This window comes from Acidovorax sacchari (assembly GCF_042847045.1).
GTDB classification, from domain to species: Bacteria; Pseudomonadota; Gammaproteobacteria; order Burkholderiales; family Burkholderiaceae_C; genus Paracidovorax; species Paracidovorax sacchari.
This window is the reverse complement of record NZ_AP035783.1, coordinates 4,104,740-4,121,081: the sequence shown is the minus strand read 5'-3', so window position 1 is coordinate 4,121,081 and position 16,342 is coordinate 4,104,740. Positions and strand designations below refer to the sequence as shown.

At 66.1% G+C, this 16,342-nt stretch carries 13 protein-coding genes; 3 read left to right on the top strand and 10 right to left on the bottom strand.

All coding sequences use genetic code 11. The features are described 5' to 3' along the window. Positions 1 to 6 precede the first annotated feature (6 nt). Genes ACGHC0_RS18235 through ACGHC0_RS18225 form a run of 3 tightly spaced genes read left to right on the top strand, consistent with a single transcriptional unit; the run spans position 7 to position 5,602 of the window. Positions 7 to 4,509 carry a pilus assembly protein gene (locus tag ACGHC0_RS18235; protein ID WP_415266392.1) on the top strand — a complete coding sequence of 1,501 codons (4,503 nt, stop codon included), beginning with the start codon at positions 7 to 9 and terminating at the stop codon, positions 4,507 to 4,509. Further along, positions 4,506 to 5,000 (top strand): type IV pilin protein, encoded by a 495-nt coding sequence (locus tag ACGHC0_RS18230; RefSeq protein ID WP_415266391.1) that lies wholly within the window; start codon positions 4,506 to 4,508, stop codon positions 4,998 to 5,000. Before ACGHC0_RS18235 ends, ACGHC0_RS18230 begins: the two co-directional genes overlap by 4 nt. Continuing rightward, positions 4,997 to 5,602 carry a GspH/FimT family pseudopilin gene (locus ACGHC0_RS18225; protein ID WP_368352316.1) on the top strand — a complete coding sequence of 202 codons (606 nt, stop codon included), beginning with the start codon at positions 4,997 to 4,999 and terminating at the stop codon, positions 5,600 to 5,602. The genes ACGHC0_RS18230 and ACGHC0_RS18225 overlap by 4 nt, the downstream gene beginning before the upstream one ends. Positions 5,603 to 5,638: 36 nt before the next feature. On the opposite strand, the gene ACGHC0_RS18220 is transcribed toward ACGHC0_RS18225, so the two are convergent. From ACGHC0_RS18220 to ACGHC0_RS18175, 10 genes are read right to left on the bottom strand one after another with little or no spacing between them, the layout of a single operon-like run. After that, on the bottom strand, positions 5,639 to 6,715 hold the full coding sequence (locus tag ACGHC0_RS18220) for a protein-glutamate methylesterase/protein-glutamine glutaminase (protein WP_415266390.1): 1,077 nt from the start codon (positions 6,713 to 6,715) through the stop codon (positions 5,639 to 5,641). Positions 6,716 to 6,759: 44 nt separating this feature from the next. Then, complete coding sequence (locus ACGHC0_RS18215; RefSeq protein ID WP_368352314.1) at positions 6,760 to 7,242, bottom strand: chemotaxis protein CheD; 483 nt, start codon at positions 7,240 to 7,242, stop codon at positions 6,760 to 6,762. Positions 7,243 to 7,278: 36 nt separating this feature from the next. Then, entirely contained in the window at positions 7,279 to 8,082 is an 804-nt protein-coding gene (locus tag ACGHC0_RS18210) for a CheR family methyltransferase (RefSeq protein ID WP_415266389.1), read from the bottom strand. A gap of 13 nt (positions 8,083 to 8,095) precedes the next feature. Then, positions 8,096 to 9,328 carry an EAL domain-containing protein gene (locus tag ACGHC0_RS18205; RefSeq protein ID WP_415266388.1) on the bottom strand — a complete coding sequence of 411 codons (1,233 nt, stop codon included), beginning with the start codon at positions 9,326 to 9,328 and terminating at the stop codon, positions 8,096 to 8,098. A 50-nt stretch (positions 9,329 to 9,378) separates the two neighbouring features. Continuing rightward, complete coding sequence (locus ACGHC0_RS18200; protein WP_368352311.1) at positions 9,379 to 9,909, bottom strand: chemotaxis protein CheW; 531 nt, start codon at positions 9,907 to 9,909, stop codon at positions 9,379 to 9,381. A gap of 20 nt (positions 9,910 to 9,929) precedes the next feature. Beyond that, positions 9,930 to 11,585, bottom strand: a complete 1,656-nt coding sequence (locus tag ACGHC0_RS18195; protein WP_415266387.1) for a methyl-accepting chemotaxis protein — start codon at positions 11,583 to 11,585, stop codon at positions 9,930 to 9,932. Between the two features lie 42 nt (positions 11,586 to 11,627). After that, positions 11,628 to 13,427 carry a methyl-accepting chemotaxis protein gene (locus tag ACGHC0_RS18190; RefSeq protein WP_415266386.1) on the bottom strand — a complete coding sequence of 600 codons (1,800 nt, stop codon included), beginning with the start codon at positions 13,425 to 13,427 and terminating at the stop codon, positions 11,628 to 11,630. 47 nt (positions 13,428 to 13,474) lie between these two features. Further along, complete coding sequence (locus tag ACGHC0_RS18185) at positions 13,475 to 15,661, bottom strand: chemotaxis protein CheA (RefSeq protein WP_415266385.1); 2,187 nt, start codon at positions 15,659 to 15,661, stop codon at positions 13,475 to 13,477. Further along, entirely contained in the window at positions 15,658 to 15,975 is a 318-nt protein-coding gene (locus tag ACGHC0_RS18180) for an STAS domain-containing protein (protein ID WP_415266384.1), read from the bottom strand. Before ACGHC0_RS18180 ends, ACGHC0_RS18185 begins: the two co-directional genes overlap by 4 nt. Next, positions 15,972 to 16,340 carry a response regulator gene (locus ACGHC0_RS18175; RefSeq protein ID WP_107130092.1) on the bottom strand — a complete coding sequence of 123 codons (369 nt, stop codon included), beginning with the start codon at positions 16,338 to 16,340 and terminating at the stop codon, positions 15,972 to 15,974. Before ACGHC0_RS18175 ends, ACGHC0_RS18180 begins: the two co-directional genes overlap by 4 nt. Between the last annotated feature and the right edge of the window lie 2 nt (positions 16,341 to 16,342).

The window sequence follows — 16,342 nt, the reverse complement described above, 5'->3', positions numbered from 1 at the left end:
CCCGCCATGAACTCCCAGAGTCCATCCCACCGGCCCTCCCTGCGTCAGCGGGGCTTCATCAACAAGCCATTCCTGGGGGCTGTGGCCGTCCTCGTGGGCCTTTTCGCGTTTGGCACATCGTTCCTGGCGATGGGAACGGGTGCTCCCGTCACCACGCCGCCGATCAACCTGTCCAGCGACCCGCTGTACGCGGTGAACGTGAAGGACAAACCCACCATGGCCCTGGCCCTGTCGGTGGAGTTTCCCACCGTGGGCGCCCAGTATGTCAACGTGCCCAATACGAATACCGATGATTCGTACGCCAACACCAAGGAATACCTCGGCTATTACGACGCGGAAAGCTGCTACCAATACAACGACGCGCCGACCGAGACGCCTGAAAGCGGGAGGACTGCCGCCGATTACAAACGCTTCGATCCCGTAGGAAGAGCCACGAACCGCAAGTGCAGCGATGCCTTCAGCGGAAACTTCCTGAACTGGGCCACCAATTCGGCGGTGGACATGCTGCGCCTGGCGCTCTCCGGTGGCGACCGCTATGTCGATACCTCGACGCTGACCATCCTGCAGCGGGCCGTGCTGCCGAACGGCGATCCCATCTGCATGTGGAACTCGAACAACTTCCCGGCGAAGCGGCTGGCGAAGGACGGGGGAGGGGCGAACTCCTATTGGGGCGCCGTGCCGACTGCCATGGTGACCGGCGCCAACGGCAACGACATCTGGGTGGCCAACACCCTGAACCGGGTGTACTTCCGGGCGGGGTCGTCCGCCGCGGGATCCTGCTCCGACACTAGCGGATATACGCTAGGCGCTCCCACCACAACGCAGAGCCGTGGCACGACCACCTACCAGAACAACGTAGCCTTGCCGAACGATGCCGTACTTTGCACTGCGGAAAATTCCATGTGCAACTTCTCCGGCGTGCGCGAGGTGTGGTTCGGTGTTCCCCCCACCCGACTGACCCCGCGAGGGAACTGGGCCATCGTCCCCGCCTCGAATGGCATCAATTGCAACTACCAGGTAATCGGTGATCCCGCACCTGGTCAAGGCAAGAGTTGCTATACGCGCCCCTACACAGGTACGTGGCAGCCCCCCCAAACCACGGCCCTCAATTCCGACGGTTTCTTCTATTCACGCGTGCAGGTCTGCAACAAGACCGGCGACCTGCTGCAGGATATCCGTGACTACGGCCTGTGCACCCAATACCCGAGTGGCAACTACAAGCCCGTGGGCGTGATCCAGAAGTATTCCGACCAGCTCAGGCTGGCGGCTTTTGGCTACCTGATGGACCAGACGGCGAGCTACAACAATGGCCGCTATGGTGGCGTTCTGCGTGCACCCATGAAATACGTCGGTCAGAAGACCTTCGATGTGCAGGGGCGTGAGGAGACCGCGACGAATGCGAAGGCCGAGTGGAATATCAACACCGGCATCTTCAACAAGAATCCCGAATCGGATACCGTCTTCGGCATCAGCGGGGTGATCAATTACCTGAACCAGTTCGGGCGGACCGGGCCCGTGCCCGGGCGCTACAAGCAATACGATCCGGTCGGTGAACTCTATTATCAGTCGCTGCGCTACATGCAGGGCCTGCCGCCCACCGCGGATGCGATTTCCGGCCTGGGCACTCCTTCCACCGGCAGCGCGCTGTACGACGGCTATCCTGTCTATACCGACTGGACGAACATCGATCCTTATGGGGGGACGCGTTCCTCCTCCGAGAACTATTCGTGCGTGCGCAGCAACATCGTGGTGATCGGGGACATCAACACCCACGATGGCAATTGGCGCAACATCCCCACCTCCGATGATCCGGCCAACAATGCCACGAACTTCCGGACGTGGCACCAGGTGGTGCAGTCGTTCGAGAAAGGCATTTCCACGGCCTACGTGGACGGCCAGGGCGTGAACCGCACGACGTCCAATCCGAACACTGCCAATCCGAACGTTCCTTCCAACAGCCAGACCAGCCAGATCATGGGATACGCCTATTGGGCGCATACCCAGGACATCCGCGGCACCCGGTGGACTGCGGCGACCGCCAAGCAGCGCCCGGGCCTGCGTGTGAAGACGTTCCTGTTCGACGTGAACGAATACGCAACCCAGAACGACGCCGCTACCCGGCAGACGCGCAACCAGTTCTTCATGGCCGCCAAATACGGTGGCTTCAATTCGACTTCCTCGTCGTCATCGAGCGGTTCGCCGGATCCGTACAACACTTACGGCAATCCTTTCAGGAACCAGATCACCGATACGAACGACAACAATGTCTGGCAAAAGCCAAGTGCTCCCGGTGAGGCATCCAGCTACTATCTTCAGAGCGATGCGCGTGGCGTGCTTGCCGCGTTCAGGGCGATCTTCGAGAACTCGATCGGAAGTGCGCGCAGCATCGCCGGCAGCTCCTCTGCTTCTCGCGTGCAGGCCAGCACCGACAATTTCCTGTATTCCGCGAAGTTCGACGTCGCTTCATGGACGGGCGACGTGATCGCCGAGCAGATCACGCGTTCCGGGAGCGGTTCGTCGGTCGGCCTTTCCGTGTCGTCCAATCCGGTGTGGAGTGCCGCTGCCCGCCTGAAAATCAAAAATGCTGCCGATCGGAAGATTTTCGCCGGCCATGGCAGCCGGCTGGCTGCGACGGAGTTCACCTGGAGCGCAATCAACGGCAAAGCGATGCAGACTTCCCTGAGCAAGGCTTCGCCGAGCGCTACGGCGGATTCGCTGGGGCCGGACCGGTTGAATTACCTGCGTGGTGTACGCACCAATGAAGGCGCCGGTGCGCAATTCCGGGTACGTACGGAGCTGCTGGGGGATATCGTGAACTCCGGAGTCACATTCTCCGGCCCGCCTGCAGCAGCCTTCACGGGTAACAGCTATGCGTTGTTCAAAACTGAGAATGCCGGTCGTTCTCCAGTCGTGTTCGCAGGTGCGAACGATGGCATGCTGCACGCCTTCGCAGCGCAGACGGACACTGGCAAGGGAATCACCGCAGGCGATGAACTGTTTGCCTATATTCCCAGCTGGATGGGCCCCAAGCTCTCGGCCCTGACTTCGCCGACCTACGTCAACAACCACCAGGCCTATGTCGACGCACCCTCGGCCGTGGGAGAGGCTCAGGTGGCATTTACGTCGGGTGCTGGCAGTGCCACCGACTGGAAGACCGTGCTCGTTTCCGGTACCGGCGCCGGTGGCCGGGGTGTGTTCGCGCTCGACGTCTCCAAGCCGGAAACCTTTGCAGTCGGCAATGCGCTGTGGGAGTTCACTGGCGCTGATGATGCAGACATGGGTTTCGTGGTCGGACGTCCGCAGATCCTCAAGTTCCGGACCGGCGCAGATACCTACCGCTGGTTTGCCGTCGTGGCCAGCGGCGCGGACAATTACTCCAGCACCTTCGACAACGGTGGCGGCGGTGGCCGTCCGGCGCTCTTCCTGCTCGCGCTGGACAAGGCCTCGGGGGATGCCTGGGTCGAAGGGACCAACTATTTCAAGCTGATTTTCCCCGTGGATACGGCTGTGGCGGCCACGGTAGCCACGGGTATGGCGAATTTCACGCCGCTCTACGCCCTTGCCGGCGACGTGACGCAGATCTATGCCGGCGACCTGCATGGCAAGGTCTGGAAGCTGGATTTCACCTGCACCAGAAGCAGCTCCACCGATACGTCCTGCACGTCTTATGGCTACAAGGCCACCAGCAACTGGACGGTCGCCGGCCTGAGCAGTTTCGGGTCTGGAGGCACACCTTATCCGTTCTTCATCGCCAAGGATGCTTCCGGCAATGTGCAGCCGATCACGTCGGCGCCCCAGCTCTTCACCGGCCCGATCGTGAACAGCAAGGAAACGTTCTACGTACTGGTGGGCACGGGCAAGTACCTGGAATCATCGGACCGGACTTCCACCCGGGCTCAGAGCGTATATGCGCTCTACGATAACGGATCCACCACGGCGGACTCTTCCAACCCCACGTCTGCCATATCCGGGCGCAGCCGGATGACTGCAGGCACGGTGAGCACCTCGGCGCAAACGGTGACGGTTCCCAGCTTCAAATGGGGAAGGCCCCAGAGCGACGGAGACACTACCCAGCGTGCCGGCTGGTATATCGATCTGCCGACTTCCGGGGAGCGATCCATCAGCGGTTTCACCGATCTGGGCGGGCTGACGGTGGCATTCAGCACGGTCATTCCCGGAGATGTCGCCTCTGCGGGCGCCTGTGACGCCAATCCGGGCTCCGGCCGCCAATACACCCTGGATGTCTCCCTCGGCAATGGCTCCACTGCCGAATCCAGGGTGGGCCTGCTGAGCGCATTCGTGGTGATCGAGGACACCGCCAGTTCCACGGTGACCAATTACGATAGCACTGGCCAGGCGATTCGCACGATCATGAAGCGCAGCCTGCAGACCGGCTCCTCGGGTGTTACCGAAGGCAAGAGCACCACAGTGCAGGAGGTGGTCGGCCGGCTCAGCTGGCGGCAGATCTACGATTACCGGCAACTGCGCAAGGACGCGACAACCCCATGACACACCATCGTTCGATCCGTGGTTTTTCCCTGCTGGAGCTGATGATCGTCGTGGCGATCGTCGGTATCCTGGCGGCGGTGGCCTATCCCGCCTACAACGATTCCGTACTCAAGGGCCGGCGGGCCCAGGCGCGCACCGCGCTGGCGGAACTCATGCAGCAGCAGGAGCGTTTCCTCACGCAGCGCAATTGCTACCTCGGTTTCAGCAATAGCGGAGGTACTGCGACCGCCACGGCGAATACTGCCTGCGGTATCGCTGCCTCCTTCACGGTGCCTTTCAAGACGTATGCAGGCGAAAGCCTCGGCTCGGCCAGCTACCAGCTGTCGGCCACGACCTGTAGCAGCACCTTGACACTGTCAGAGTGCGTGAAGGTGGTAGCCAGCCCGGTCAAGGCTGACCCCGCCGTAGGAGATCTCTCCATGACCAGCACGGGAGTCAAGTCATGCACCGGAACGGCCAGCAGCACCAATCCCAAGCTGTGCTGGCCATGAAGATGCCCCTGTGCCACGGGCTTCAGGCCCGCCAGCGCCGCCTGGCCGCCAGGCATGCCCGGGGCTTCACCCTGATCGAACTCATGGTGACGATGGTGCTGGTGGCCGTGCTCCTGCGCATCGGCATTCCGAGCTTCGTGAGCTTTCAGCGCAATTCCGAACTAACCTCTGCCGCCAACGGGCTGCTTTCGAGCGTCAACTCGGCCCGTACGGAGGCCATGAAGCGCAACATGAATGCAGGAGTAGTTCCTGCCTCCGGCAGTTCCTGGGCGGGGGGGTGGACTGCATTCGTGGATGTCGATGGCGATGGTTCCTTCGATGCGACCAAGGACCTCGTGCTGTCCACCCAGCCGGCGCTGGCATCGTATTTTTCCGTGACCGGTACCGGTACTGCGACAGGCAGTACCCCCACCATCTTCTTCAACTCTTCGGGCTATGTGAAGGACTTCGGCAACGTCACCATGGAAATCGCGCGCAACGATCTTTCCGATGCGGCGCTGCTGGAACAGACGCGCCGGGTCATCATCTTCAAGACGGGCCGCGTGCGCGTCTGCAAGCCGACGTCCGCGACAGATGCTGCGTGTGCCAGCGGCGGCAGTTGACGGTCTGCGGGCCGGCTTTCGGCGGCTGGCCCCTCCCTAAGCCCCCCCGATCTCCCGCCAGATCGCCGACAGCGGCAGGACCTTGTCCACGCCCCCCCGCTTGATCGCCTCCTTCGGCATGCCGAAGACCACGCAGCTCTCTTCGTCCTGGGCGGTGGTGCGGGCGCCGGCCTGGTGCATCTCCAGCAGGCCCGCGGCGCCGTCGTCGCCCATGCCGGTCATGATGATGCCGTGGGCATTGGACCCCGCGCACTTGGCCACGGAGCGGAAGAGCACATCCACGGAGGGGCGGTGGCGGTTCACCAGGGGGCCGTCGAGCACTTCGACGTGGTACTGGGCACCGCTGCGGCGCAGCAGCATGTGCTTGCCTCCCGGGGCGATGAGCGCGCGGCCGGGGACGACGCGGTCGTTGTTTTCCGCTTCCTTGACGGCGATGCGGCACAGCCCGTCCAGGCGGCTGGCGAAGGCGGCGGTGAATTTTTCCGGCATGTGCTGCACGATGACGATGCCGGGGCATACGCGGGGCAGGGCGGTGAGCACTTCTTCCAGCGCCTGCGTGCCGCCGGTAGAGGTGCCGATGGCCACCACGCGTTCCGTGGTCTGGGCCATCGCGCGGCCCGCGCCGGGGGGCAGGATGGCGTCGGCGGTGTTCTTGCCGGTGGGGGCCGGCGGCGCGGCCGGGTCGCCGGCCCGGCGGGCCAGGCGCCGTACGTTGGCGCGCGCAGCGGCGCGCACGGTGGCGACCAGTTCGTCCGCGGTCTCGGTCAGGAAGCTCTTGAGGCCCAGCCGGGGTTTGGTCACGATGGCCACTGCGCCGGCGGCGAGCGCTTCCATGGTGGTCCTGGCACCTTTTTCCGTGAGGGTGGAGCAGATGACGACGGGCGTGGGGCGCTCGGCCATGATCTTGCGCAGGAAGGTGATGCCGTCCATGCGGGGCATCTCGACGTCCAGCAGGATCACGTCCGGCCACTGGTGCTTCATGCGTTCCATGGCCAGCAGCGGGTCGGCTGCCGCGTACAGCACCTCGATGCCGGGAGCCTCCCCGAGCAGGCCGGTGAGTACCTGGCGCACGACGGCGGAATCGTCCACGACGATGACTTGGATGGGTTTCATGGGGTGGTGGGCTCTGCTGTGAAGCGCTGGAAGAGGGAGGCCGGCTACGGTTGCCGCAGCGCGGCCGGCGGGACCTGGCGGACCCAGACCGCGCCGCTGGCGACATCGAACACCACCTGCCGGTGGCCGTCGCCGAAAAGGTGTTCGCTGCGGACGCCGATGCCCCGTCCGGCCAGCAACTGCCGAGCGGCGTGGCCGTTGCGGGTGCCGACGGAGTCCATCGCGGACCGTGGGCGGGTGGGAAACATGTTGCCGCCGCCGAAGATCTTGGCCTCGCATTCGGCGATGGACACGCGCTGGCGCCGCAGCCCGCGCACCATCAGTTCCAGCGCCTCGTCGCCGTAGCGACCGTCCAGTTCGCCGGGCCGGGCGGGGCGGCCGCGGTCGGCCAGCAGGAAATGCGACATGGCGCCGATCCGGCGCGCGGGGTGCCACAGCGTGATCGCCACGCAGGAGCCCAGCATGGTGCGCAGCCGCATGGTGTCGTCACCCACGAAGTATTCCCCCGGCTGGAGGAAGACGTCCATGGGCCTGAAAGACGTCGGCACGAGCGGCTCCGGACGTCATGGCTTGCGATAGACCGAGGGTGCGACCTGCTCCATGGCGGCGTCGATGCCGTGCAGGCTCTCCGAGTGGCCGATATAGAGGTATCCGCCCGGGCGGATGAACGAGATCACGCGGGCCACCACGTCGCGCTTGGTGTCGCCGTTGAAGTAGATCATCACGTTGCGCAGAAACACGACGTCGAAGCTGCCCAGGTCGGGAAGCCTCGTGTTCAGGTTGGCGTGGAGGAAGCGGACCTTCTGGCGCAGTTCGCGCGCCACCAGCAGCGTGCCCGCCTGGGGCCCCTGGCCCTTCAGGCAGAAGCGCCGCAGGTAGGGCTGGGGGATCTGGCGGGCGCGCTGCTCGGGGTAGTGGCCGGTGCGGGCCTTGTCCAGCATGCGCGTGCTGATGTCGGTGCCCACCACCTCGAAGGCCTGGCTGCCACGGCAGTCCGCCAGGACCATGGCGATGCTGTAGGCCTCTTCGCCGCTGGAGCTGGCCGCGCTCCACACGCGGAACGGCGAGGTGGCGCCGGGCTGTTGCGCGGCGCTGCGCAGCAGCTCGAAATGCCGCGCTTCGCGGAAGAAATAGGTTTCGTTGGTGGTGAGCAGATCGATCGCCATCTGCACTTCGGCGGGATCCTGGCCGCTTTGCAGCAGCGCGAAGTATTCCGCATACCCTGCCACCCGGGTCGCGTGCAGGCGCTTGGCCAGGCGCCCGCAGACGAGGGCTTTCTTCGCCGGTGACAGGGTGATGCCGGCCGCATCGAAGATGAAGCGCTGGAAATGCCCGTAATCGCGATCGGAGATGGTTCTGGATGGCATGGGATGGCAGTGGTCAGGGAAGCCGCAGGGCGTCCAGGCGCGTGCGGTGGGAGCGGTTCCAGGTGGGCAGGTCTTCCCCGGGCATCGCCTTGGCGATCAGCCATCCCTGGGCACTGGTGCAGCCGAAGTCCTGTAGCAGGCGCCAGTCCTCCAGGTGTTCCACCCCTTCGGCCACCGTGGAGAGGTTGAGCCGGCGCGCCAGGTCGAGCGCCGATTCGAGGATCACGCGCAGGCTCTTGCGGCGATGGGCGCCGTGCACGAACGAGCGGTCTATCTTGAGCTCGGAGAAGGGGAGGTGCGAGAGCTGCTGCAGCGAGGAAAACCCGGTGCCGTAGTCGTCGATGGACAGGCCGAACCCCTTGAGCCGCAGGCGCACCAGTGCCGAGTGCGCGGCGCTGGAGGTTTCCACCATCGATCCTTCGGTGACCTCCAGCATCAGTTGAGAAGGCACCAGGCCGTACCGCATCTGCCGCGCGCAGATCTCGTTCACGATGTCCGGCGAGGCCAGCAACTGCGGCGACAAATTGATGGACAGCGTGAGCCGCATGCCGCGCGATTGCCAGGCAGCGCACTGCAGGAAGCTGCGCTCCAGCATGGACAGCGTCAGTGCGTGGATGAGCCCTGCGTGCTCGGCCAGCGGGATGAATTCGTCCGGCGGCACCATGCCCAGGACCGGATGGTTCCAGCGTGCCAGGGCCTCGACCCCCCGGAGCATGCCGGTCCGGGTGTCCGCCTTGGGCTGGAAGTGGGGGGTGATGCCTCCCTCCCGGATGGCCTGTTCGAGCATCGCTGCATCGATCGGCATGCGGGGAGCGCGGCGCCGGTCGGCGACGGGCACGGATGGCGACAGGACTTCCTCCAGCACCGCCTGCAGGTCGCCGCGGGCCAGCGGCTTGTGCAGCCCGCGCACGACCGACGTGCCCAGCGACTGGACCGAATCCAGCAATGCGTCCCCGTGCGCCGACAGCAGCAGGATCGGAATGCGCAGGCCTTGCTGCTGCAGGGCTTCGATGAGTTCGATGCCGTCCATTTCGGGCATCTCGAGGTCCACGACGGCCAGGCTGGGAAGCGGGTGCGTCACCGCGATCACCTCCAGGGCCTGGCGGCCATGGCAGGCCTCCAGCACCCGCCCGATGCCCAGGTCGTGGCAGAGCCGCACGGCATGTTGCCGCTGCGTTGCGCTGTCATCGACGATGAGGACCGAGCAGGCGGCCGCGCCGGGCAGGGACGGGTCAGGTGCGTTCATTCGTTGGCAGGCGGGGTCGGGCGCAGCGGGCTAGGGGGCGTCTCAACGGGCTAGGCCGTATCGGCCGGCACGCGGGCCAGCTCGGCCAGCGCCTGCGTGGAAAAGGCGCGGTCCAGGTTCAGCAGGACCACGAGGCGGTCGCGCACCTTGCCCATGCCCTGGATGAAGTCCGCCTGGATGCGGGCGCCGAAGGGGGGCGGGGGCTCGATGTCGGCAGGGCTGATGTCGATGACCTCGTTGACGGCATCCACCACGACGCCGATCACCTGGCGTTCCTGGTCCGCACCGACTTCGACGATCACGATGCAGGTGCGCTTGCCCACGGTCGCGGGCTCGCCGCCGAAGTGCGCCTGCAGGTCGATGACGGGCACCACGGCCCCCCGGAGGTTGATGACCCCCCGCACGGAGCGCGGCATCATCGGCACCGTGGTCGGATCGCCATACTCGATGATTTCCTTGATCGCAAGGATGCCGATGGCGAACATTTCGCGCCCCAGCTGGAACGTGAGGTACTGTGCCGCTTCGGCGGCGGCCGCCTCGGACGGGTCCGTGGCGGCGGAGGAATGCTTGGCGTTGGGCATGCGGGCGTCCTCGGCAGTCTTCAATAGCGGGTGAATTGGGATTCGTCGATCCCGTCCGCGCCCGCGGCACCCGCGAAGGCGAGGCTGGGGCCGTGCTTGCGGGACTGCGCGGGTTTTCTCGCCGCAGCGATCCGGGCCGAGCCCGAAGACGCCCGGGCCGGCGTACCTCCGGATAGCTTGAAGAAGCCCATGGCCTGCTGCAGCTGCTCGGCCTGGCTGCTCATTTCCTCGGCGGTGGCGGCGAGCTCCTCGGAGCTGGAGGCGTTCTGCTGCGTGGTCTGGCTCAGCTGGCCGACGGCGGCGTTGATCTGGCCGACGCCGGACGACTGCTCCTCGCTCGCGGCGGTGATCTCCTGCACGAGGTCGGAGGTCTTGCGGATGCTGGGCACCATCTCGCCCAGCAGGGTGCCGGCGCGTTCGGCCAGTTCGACGCTGGAGCTGGCCACGTCGCCGATTTCCTGGGCGGCGACCTGGCTGCGCTCGGCGAGCTTGCGCACCTCGGCGGCGACGACCGCGAAGCCCTTGCCGTGCTCGCCGGCCCGTGCGGCCTCGATGGCCGCGTTCAGGGCGAGCAGGTTGGTCTGGTAGGCGATGTCGTCGATGATGTTGATCTTCTGGGCGATCTGCTTCATGGCGGCGACGGTGGCCTTGACGGCCTCGCCGCCTTCGGTGGCCTCGGAGGCGGCCTTGGTGGCCATGCTGTCGGTGAGCTTGGCGTTCTCGGTGTTCTGGGAGATGGAGGCGGTCATCTGCTCGAGCGATGCGCTGGTTTCCTCGACACCGGCGGCCTGCTCGCTGGCGGCCTGGCTGAGCGACTGGGCCGTGGCGCTCACCTCTTCGGAGGCGCCCGCCAGGGCTTCCGCGCCCGAATTGACGTCGGTCACCACGCGCGAGAGCTTGTCCACCATGTTCTTCATCGCGGCCAGCACGCTGCTGGTGTCGCCCTGGCGGGTGGAGATCTGCAGCGTCAGGTCGCCGTTGGAGACGGCGTTGGCGATCTCTGCGACATAGGCGGGCTCGCCTCCCAGTTGCTTCACCAGCGAGCGGGTGATCAGGAAGGCCAGAACCAGTGCCAGCGCCGCGCAGGCGGCCAGGATGGAGATGGTGAGCGTGCGCGCATGGGCATAGGTGGCCGCTGCATCCGCTGCGGCCTTGTCGCTGCCGGCGACGTTCAGGTCGGACAGCTTGTCGGACAGGGCACGGACCGTGTTGTAGGCCTTGCGTGCCTCGCCGTCCAGCACGGCACGGGCTTCGGCCATATTGCCTTGCTGGATCAGGGCGCCCAGTTTCTCGTGCTCGGCGAACATGGTCTCCATGGCCTCCTTGCTCTGGTCATAGAGGCGCTGCTCCTCCGGAGAGCTCACCAGCTTGGCGTAATCTGCCCAGAGCTTGCGGGTGGCCGCGATGCGTTCCACCCCTTCCTTGACGGACTCCCGCACTTCGGCAGGATTGGTGTCCATGAGCGTGCGCATCTCCAGCACCCGCAGGCGGTTGATGTTCGACTTGGACAGCATGATGGTCCGGACGCTGGGCAGCCAGTTGGTGGCGATGTCTTCGGTGGACTGGTTCACCGTGGCGAGCTGGTTGATGGCGTAGGCGCCCAGCCCGACCATCAGGGCCAGCACGATGAGGAAGGCTCCGAAGAGCTTGGTCGATAGTTTCAATGGGCGGAACATGGGGATGTCCTCGTGTGTGGGATGGATGGGGGGATGGACGGGTCAGTAGCGGGCGAACTGGGATTCGTCCACACCCTCGGCGAAGGCGGCATCGGCCAGGGCCAGGTTCGGCTTGGGCTTGCGGGCCGCCAGCGGCTTGCGGACCTGCCGGCTCCGGGCCGCGGGTGCTGCGACCTTGGCCGGCGCGCTGCCGGCCAGCTGGAAGAAGCCCATGGTCTGCTGCAGCTGCTCGGCCTGGCTGCTCATTTCCTCGGCGGTGGCGGCGAGCTCCTCGGAGCTGGAGGCGTTCTGCTGCGTGGTCTGGCTCAGCTGGCCGACGGCGGCGTTGATCTGGCCGACGCCGGACGACTGCTCCTCGCTCGCGGCGGTGATCTCCTGCACGAGGTCGGAGGTCTTGCGGATGCTGGGCACCATCTCGCCCAGCAGGGTGCCGGCGCGTTCGGCCAGTTCGACGCTGGAGCTGGCCACGTCGCCGATTTCCTGGGCGGCGACCTGGCTGCGCTCGGCGAGCTTGCGCACCTCGGCGGCGACGACCGCGAAGCCCTTGCCGTGCTCGCCGGCCCGTGCGGCCTCGATGGCCGCGTTCAGGGCGAGCAGGTTGGTCTGGTAGGCGATGTCGTCGATGATGTTGATCTTCTGGGCGATCTGCTTCATGGCAACGACGGTGGCCTTGACGGCCTCGCCGCCTTCGGTGGCCTCGGAGGCGGCCTTGGTGGCCATGCTGTCGGTGAGCTTGGCGTTCTCGGTGTTCTGGGAGATGGAAGCGGTCATCTGCTCGAGCGATGCGCTGGTTTCCTCGACGCCGGCGGCCTGCTCGCTGGCGGCCTGGCTGAGCGACTGGGCCGTGGCGCTCACCTCTTCGGAGGCGCCCGCCAGGGCTTCCGCGCCGGCATTCACTTCGGTCACGATGTCCGACAGGCTGGCCACCGTCTTGTTGACGTATTCCTTCATCTGCCCGAAGGCACCCTGGTATTCGGCCGTGATGGTCTGCGTCAGGTCGCCCTGGGCGACCGCCCCCATCACACGCACCACGTCGTCGATGCTCTCGCCCGACATGCGCACCATGTCCTTCACGGTGTTCAGCAGGCTGCTCTGGTCGCCCGGCCGGGTGGCGACCTGCACGGTGAAGTCGCCCTTGGCGACCTGGCGCATCACCTCGGCGGCATACGCCGGCTCGCCACCGAGCACGTTCTGCAGTCCGTGCACGATCACCATGGCGATGATGGCGGCCAGCGCCGCGGCCAGCAGGCTGCCGAAAATCAGCACGGCATTGGTCGTGGCGTGCCTGGATTCCGCTTTCCGGGTGCGCACGGCCAGCAGTTCGCTTTCGGCGCTGCGCGCCTGGGCGAGCAGTTCACGCATGCGGTCCATGTGCTGCTTGCCCTTGGCGGCGGTCACGCTGGCCACCACGGCGTCCATGGATGCCTTGCCGTCCTTCACGGTGCGGCGCAGGGCGATCTCCGGCTCCAGGACCTTCGTGATCCATTCCTCGCTGGAGGCCTGTATGCTCGCGAGCCGCTCCTGCTGCTTGGGGTTGTCCTGCGTCAGGGCCCTGGCCTTGTCCAGGTGCTGCCTGAGGCTGGCCAGGCCTGCCTTGTACGGATCGAGGAACGCGTCCTCCCCGGTGAGGGCGAAGCCCCGTTCGCCGGTTTCCACGTTGACCAGGGCGTCCAGCACGTTGTCCATCTCGGACATCACCTCGTAGGTGTGGACGTTCCAGCGGTTCGCTTCCGTGAGCGCCCCGAAATTGACGTACGCCACGCCCGTGAGGATGAGCAGGATGGCGAGGATGGTCCCGAAGCCCAGATAGAGCCTGGTTGCGACCTTGAGATTTTTGAACATGGGGGAGCCTTCAGGGCGGTGGGATTTCTGGAGGGGTGCGATGGCCGTCATTGCGGCGCGGCGCCCACGGCGTCGGATGCGGTGCGTTGCCCTGCCATGGCTTTCGCCGCGAGCGCAGGAACGTCCAGGATCAGCGCGACCTCGCCGGTGCCCAGGATGCTGGAGCCGCTGATGCCCTGGAGGTGGGAGAACATCTGCGCCAGCGGCTTGATCACGGCCTGGGCCTCGCCCAGGAGGCGGTCCACGATCAGGCCGAAGCGCTGCGAGCCTTCCCGAACCACCACGATGCTCTGGCGGGAACCGGCCGGGTCCGGCACGTGGAAGAGCGTGCGCAGCCGGATGAACGGCAGCACGCGCCCGCGCAGTTCGGTGTAGTCGTGGCCGCTGTCCTCGCGGAACTCGATGCATTCCTCGATGGACTCGAGCGGCAGCACGAACACGGAGCGTCCCACGGCGACCTGGAAGCCGTTGATGATGGCCAGCGTCAGCGGCAGCCGCACGGTGGTCTTGGTGCCCAGGCCCGGGCGGCTGTCGAGTGACACCGTACCCCGCAGCGCCGAGATGTTGCGCTTGACCACGTCCATGCCGACGCCCCGGCCCGAGAGGTTCGTGACCTGGTCGGCCGTCGAGAAGCCGGGCTCGAAGATCAGGTTGTAGATGTCCTCGTCGGAGAGCGCCTTGCCCGCATCGACCAGGCCGCGCTCGACGGCCTTGGCCAGGATGCGGTCGCGCGACAGGCCGCCCCCGTCGTCGCCCACCTCGATCACGATGCTTCCGGAGTCGTGGTAGGCATTGAGCGATACGGTTCCCCACGCGGGCTTGCCGCGCTCCGTGCGCAGGGCGACCGGTTCGATGCCGTGGTCCATGCTGTTGCGCACGAGGTGCGTCAGCGGGTCGGCGATCTTCTCGACCACGGTCTTGTCCAGTTCGGTGTCTTCGCCGCGCACCTGCAGGACGATGTCCTTGCCGATTTCGCGCGATACGTCGTGCACCATGCGCTGGAACCGGTTGAAGGTCGCGCCGATGCGGACCATGCGCAGTTGCAGTGCGCTGTCGCGGATCTCCTGGACCAGTCCGTTGAGCGTGGAATGCGCCTCGTGCAGGGCCACGTTCTGCACGTGGCGGCCCGCCTGCGTCGCCGTGGCCGTGGCGGTGATGAGCTCTCCCACCAGGTCCACCAGCCGGTCGAGCTTTTCCGCATCGACCCGCACCGACTGGTGCTCGGCGGAGCGGTTTTCCTTGATCTGCTTCTGGCGCACCAGTGCCGCTTCCACGATCGGCTGCTGCACGCGGCGCTGCTCCACCAGCAGCTGGCCGAGCGGCTCGGTCGCGCCGTGGTGCTGCAGCTGCAGGGCCTCGTCGAGCTCCCGGCGCGTCAGGCTGCCGCAATGCACGAGGATCTCGCCCAGGCGCAGGGAGGCATCCTGCCCCTGTGCTCCCATGGAGCCGATCAGGTCGATGTAGCGGGAGATCTCGCTGTCCGGCGGAAGGATGTGGACCACGCAGTCATCGAGCACGAACTCGAAGGCACCTTCGATGTCGGCCTTGCTGGCGCTGCTGCGCAGGGCGATCTCGAAGCCGAGATAGCAGGATTCCGCATCCATGTCCGCCAGCGCGGGCAGATCGTCGGGCAGCGTGGCGATGCCCGTGATCGTGCCGAGCTTGTTGAGGTAGCGCAGGAACGACAGGGGATCCATCCCGTTGCGCAGCACGTCCCGGCCGAAGCGCAGGGAGATGTGCCAGTGGTCCGGCGCGCGGCTTCCGGCCGCGGCCGGCACCGAGGTCGCCAGACCTTCTTCGGCCGGGCGCGCGGGCTGCTCGGTGCGGGGCGCGGCGCCGGCATGCTCCAGCAGCCGGTTCAGGCCTTCCAGCAATGGCTGCGCATCGGCCTGCAGCTGCGCGTCGGCCTGGGTGTGGCCGGCCGCCGCGGCCGCCACGAGGCGGCCGGTGTGGTCGCCGCAGGCCAGCAGCAGGGACACGACCGATTCATCGAGGGCGATGGCGCCGTCGCGCACCTTGTCGAGCACGCTTTCCGCGACATGGGTGAAATCCACGATGAAGTCCAGGCCGAACAGGCCCGCGGATCCCTTGATGGTGTGCGCCGCGCGGAAGATCGCGTTCACCGAGTCGGAGGGATCGTCCTCCTGCAGCACCCCCAGGAGGGCCTGCTCCATATCCTCCAGCAACTCGCCGCTCTCGGCGATGAAGGCCTGCAGTGCCTGTTCCATGTTCATGGAGCGTCTCCCTCGGACGGTGTGCCGGCGGAGAGGGTCTCGCCGAAGAATGCGGACAGGTCGAACAGCGCGAAGACATCCGACACCGGCGCATTGCATCCGGTGAAGCGCAGCCACTGGCTCCTGGCCTGCGCATCGCGGCGGGCGGCCATGAGCAGTTGCACGCCCGCACTGTCGATTTCGGTCACGCCCGCCAGATCGATTTCCAGGCCTTCGGGGCTGTCGGAAAGGGCGGCGAGCAGGCCCGTGCGCGTTTCCGCGGCCCGGTAGATGGTGAGCTCGCCGTCAAGGGCCAGCGTGGTGATGGATGTCATGGCAGCACCAGCTTTTCCACGGCCAACAGCAGGGTGGGCGGCTGGAACGGCTTGGTCACCCAGGCCTTGGCGCCGGCCAGCTGGCCCTCGCGCTTCTTCGCCTCCTGGCTCTCCGTGGTGAGCATGATCACGGGGGTGAAGCGGTAGGCCGGCATGGCCTTCACGGTCTTGAGGAAGGTGATGCCGTCCATGTTCGGCATGTTCACGTCGCTGATGATCAGGTGCACCTTCTGGCCGGTGAGCCGGCGCAGCGCGTCGCTGCCGTCGCAGCCTTCGATGACGTCGTAGCCTGCGCCCCTGAGCGCGATGCCCACGACCGACCGCACGGAAGCGGAGTCGTCCACGATCAGAATGGTCTTTGCCATAA

Coding starts and splice junctions, on each gene's coding strand:
- ACGHC0_RS18235 (WP_415266392.1), top strand. CDS start 7: ATGAACTCCCAGAGTCCATCCCACCGGCCCTCCCTGCGTCAGCGGGGC.
- ACGHC0_RS18230 (WP_415266391.1), top strand. CDS start 4,506: ATGACACACCATCGTTCGATCCGTGGTTTTTCCCTGCTGGAGCTGATG.
- ACGHC0_RS18225 (WP_368352316.1), top strand. CDS start 4,997: ATGAAGATGCCCCTGTGCCACGGGCTTCAGGCCCGCCAGCGCCGCCTG.
- ACGHC0_RS18220 (WP_415266390.1), bottom strand. CDS start 6,715: ATGAAACCCATCCAAGTCATCGTCGTGGACGATTCCGCCGTCGTGCGC.
- ACGHC0_RS18215 (WP_368352314.1), bottom strand. CDS start 7,242: ATGGACGTCTTCCTCCAGCCGGGGGAATACTTCGTGGGTGACGACACC.
- ACGHC0_RS18210 (WP_415266389.1), bottom strand. CDS start 8,082: ATGCCATCCAGAACCATCTCCGATCGCGATTACGGGCATTTCCAGCGC.
- ACGHC0_RS18205 (WP_415266388.1), bottom strand. CDS start 9,328: ATGAACGCACCTGACCCGTCCCTGCCCGGCGCGGCCGCCTGCTCGGTC.
- ACGHC0_RS18200 (WP_368352311.1), bottom strand. CDS start 9,909: ATGCCCAACGCCAAGCATTCCTCCGCCGCCACGGACCCGTCCGAGGCG.
- ACGHC0_RS18195 (WP_415266387.1), bottom strand. CDS start 11,585: ATGTTCCGCCCATTGAAACTATCGACCAAGCTCTTCGGAGCCTTCCTC.
- ACGHC0_RS18190 (WP_415266386.1), bottom strand. CDS start 13,427: ATGTTCAAAAATCTCAAGGTCGCAACCAGGCTCTATCTGGGCTTCGGG.
- ACGHC0_RS18185 (WP_415266385.1), bottom strand. CDS start 15,661: ATGAACATGGAACAGGCACTGCAGGCCTTCATCGCCGAGAGCGGCGAG.
- ACGHC0_RS18180 (WP_415266384.1), bottom strand. CDS start 15,975: ATGACATCCATCACCACGCTGGCCCTTGACGGCGAGCTCACCATCTAC.
- ACGHC0_RS18175 (WP_107130092.1), bottom strand. CDS start 16,340: ATGGCAAAGACCATTCTGATCGTGGACGACTCCGCTTCCGTGCGGTCG.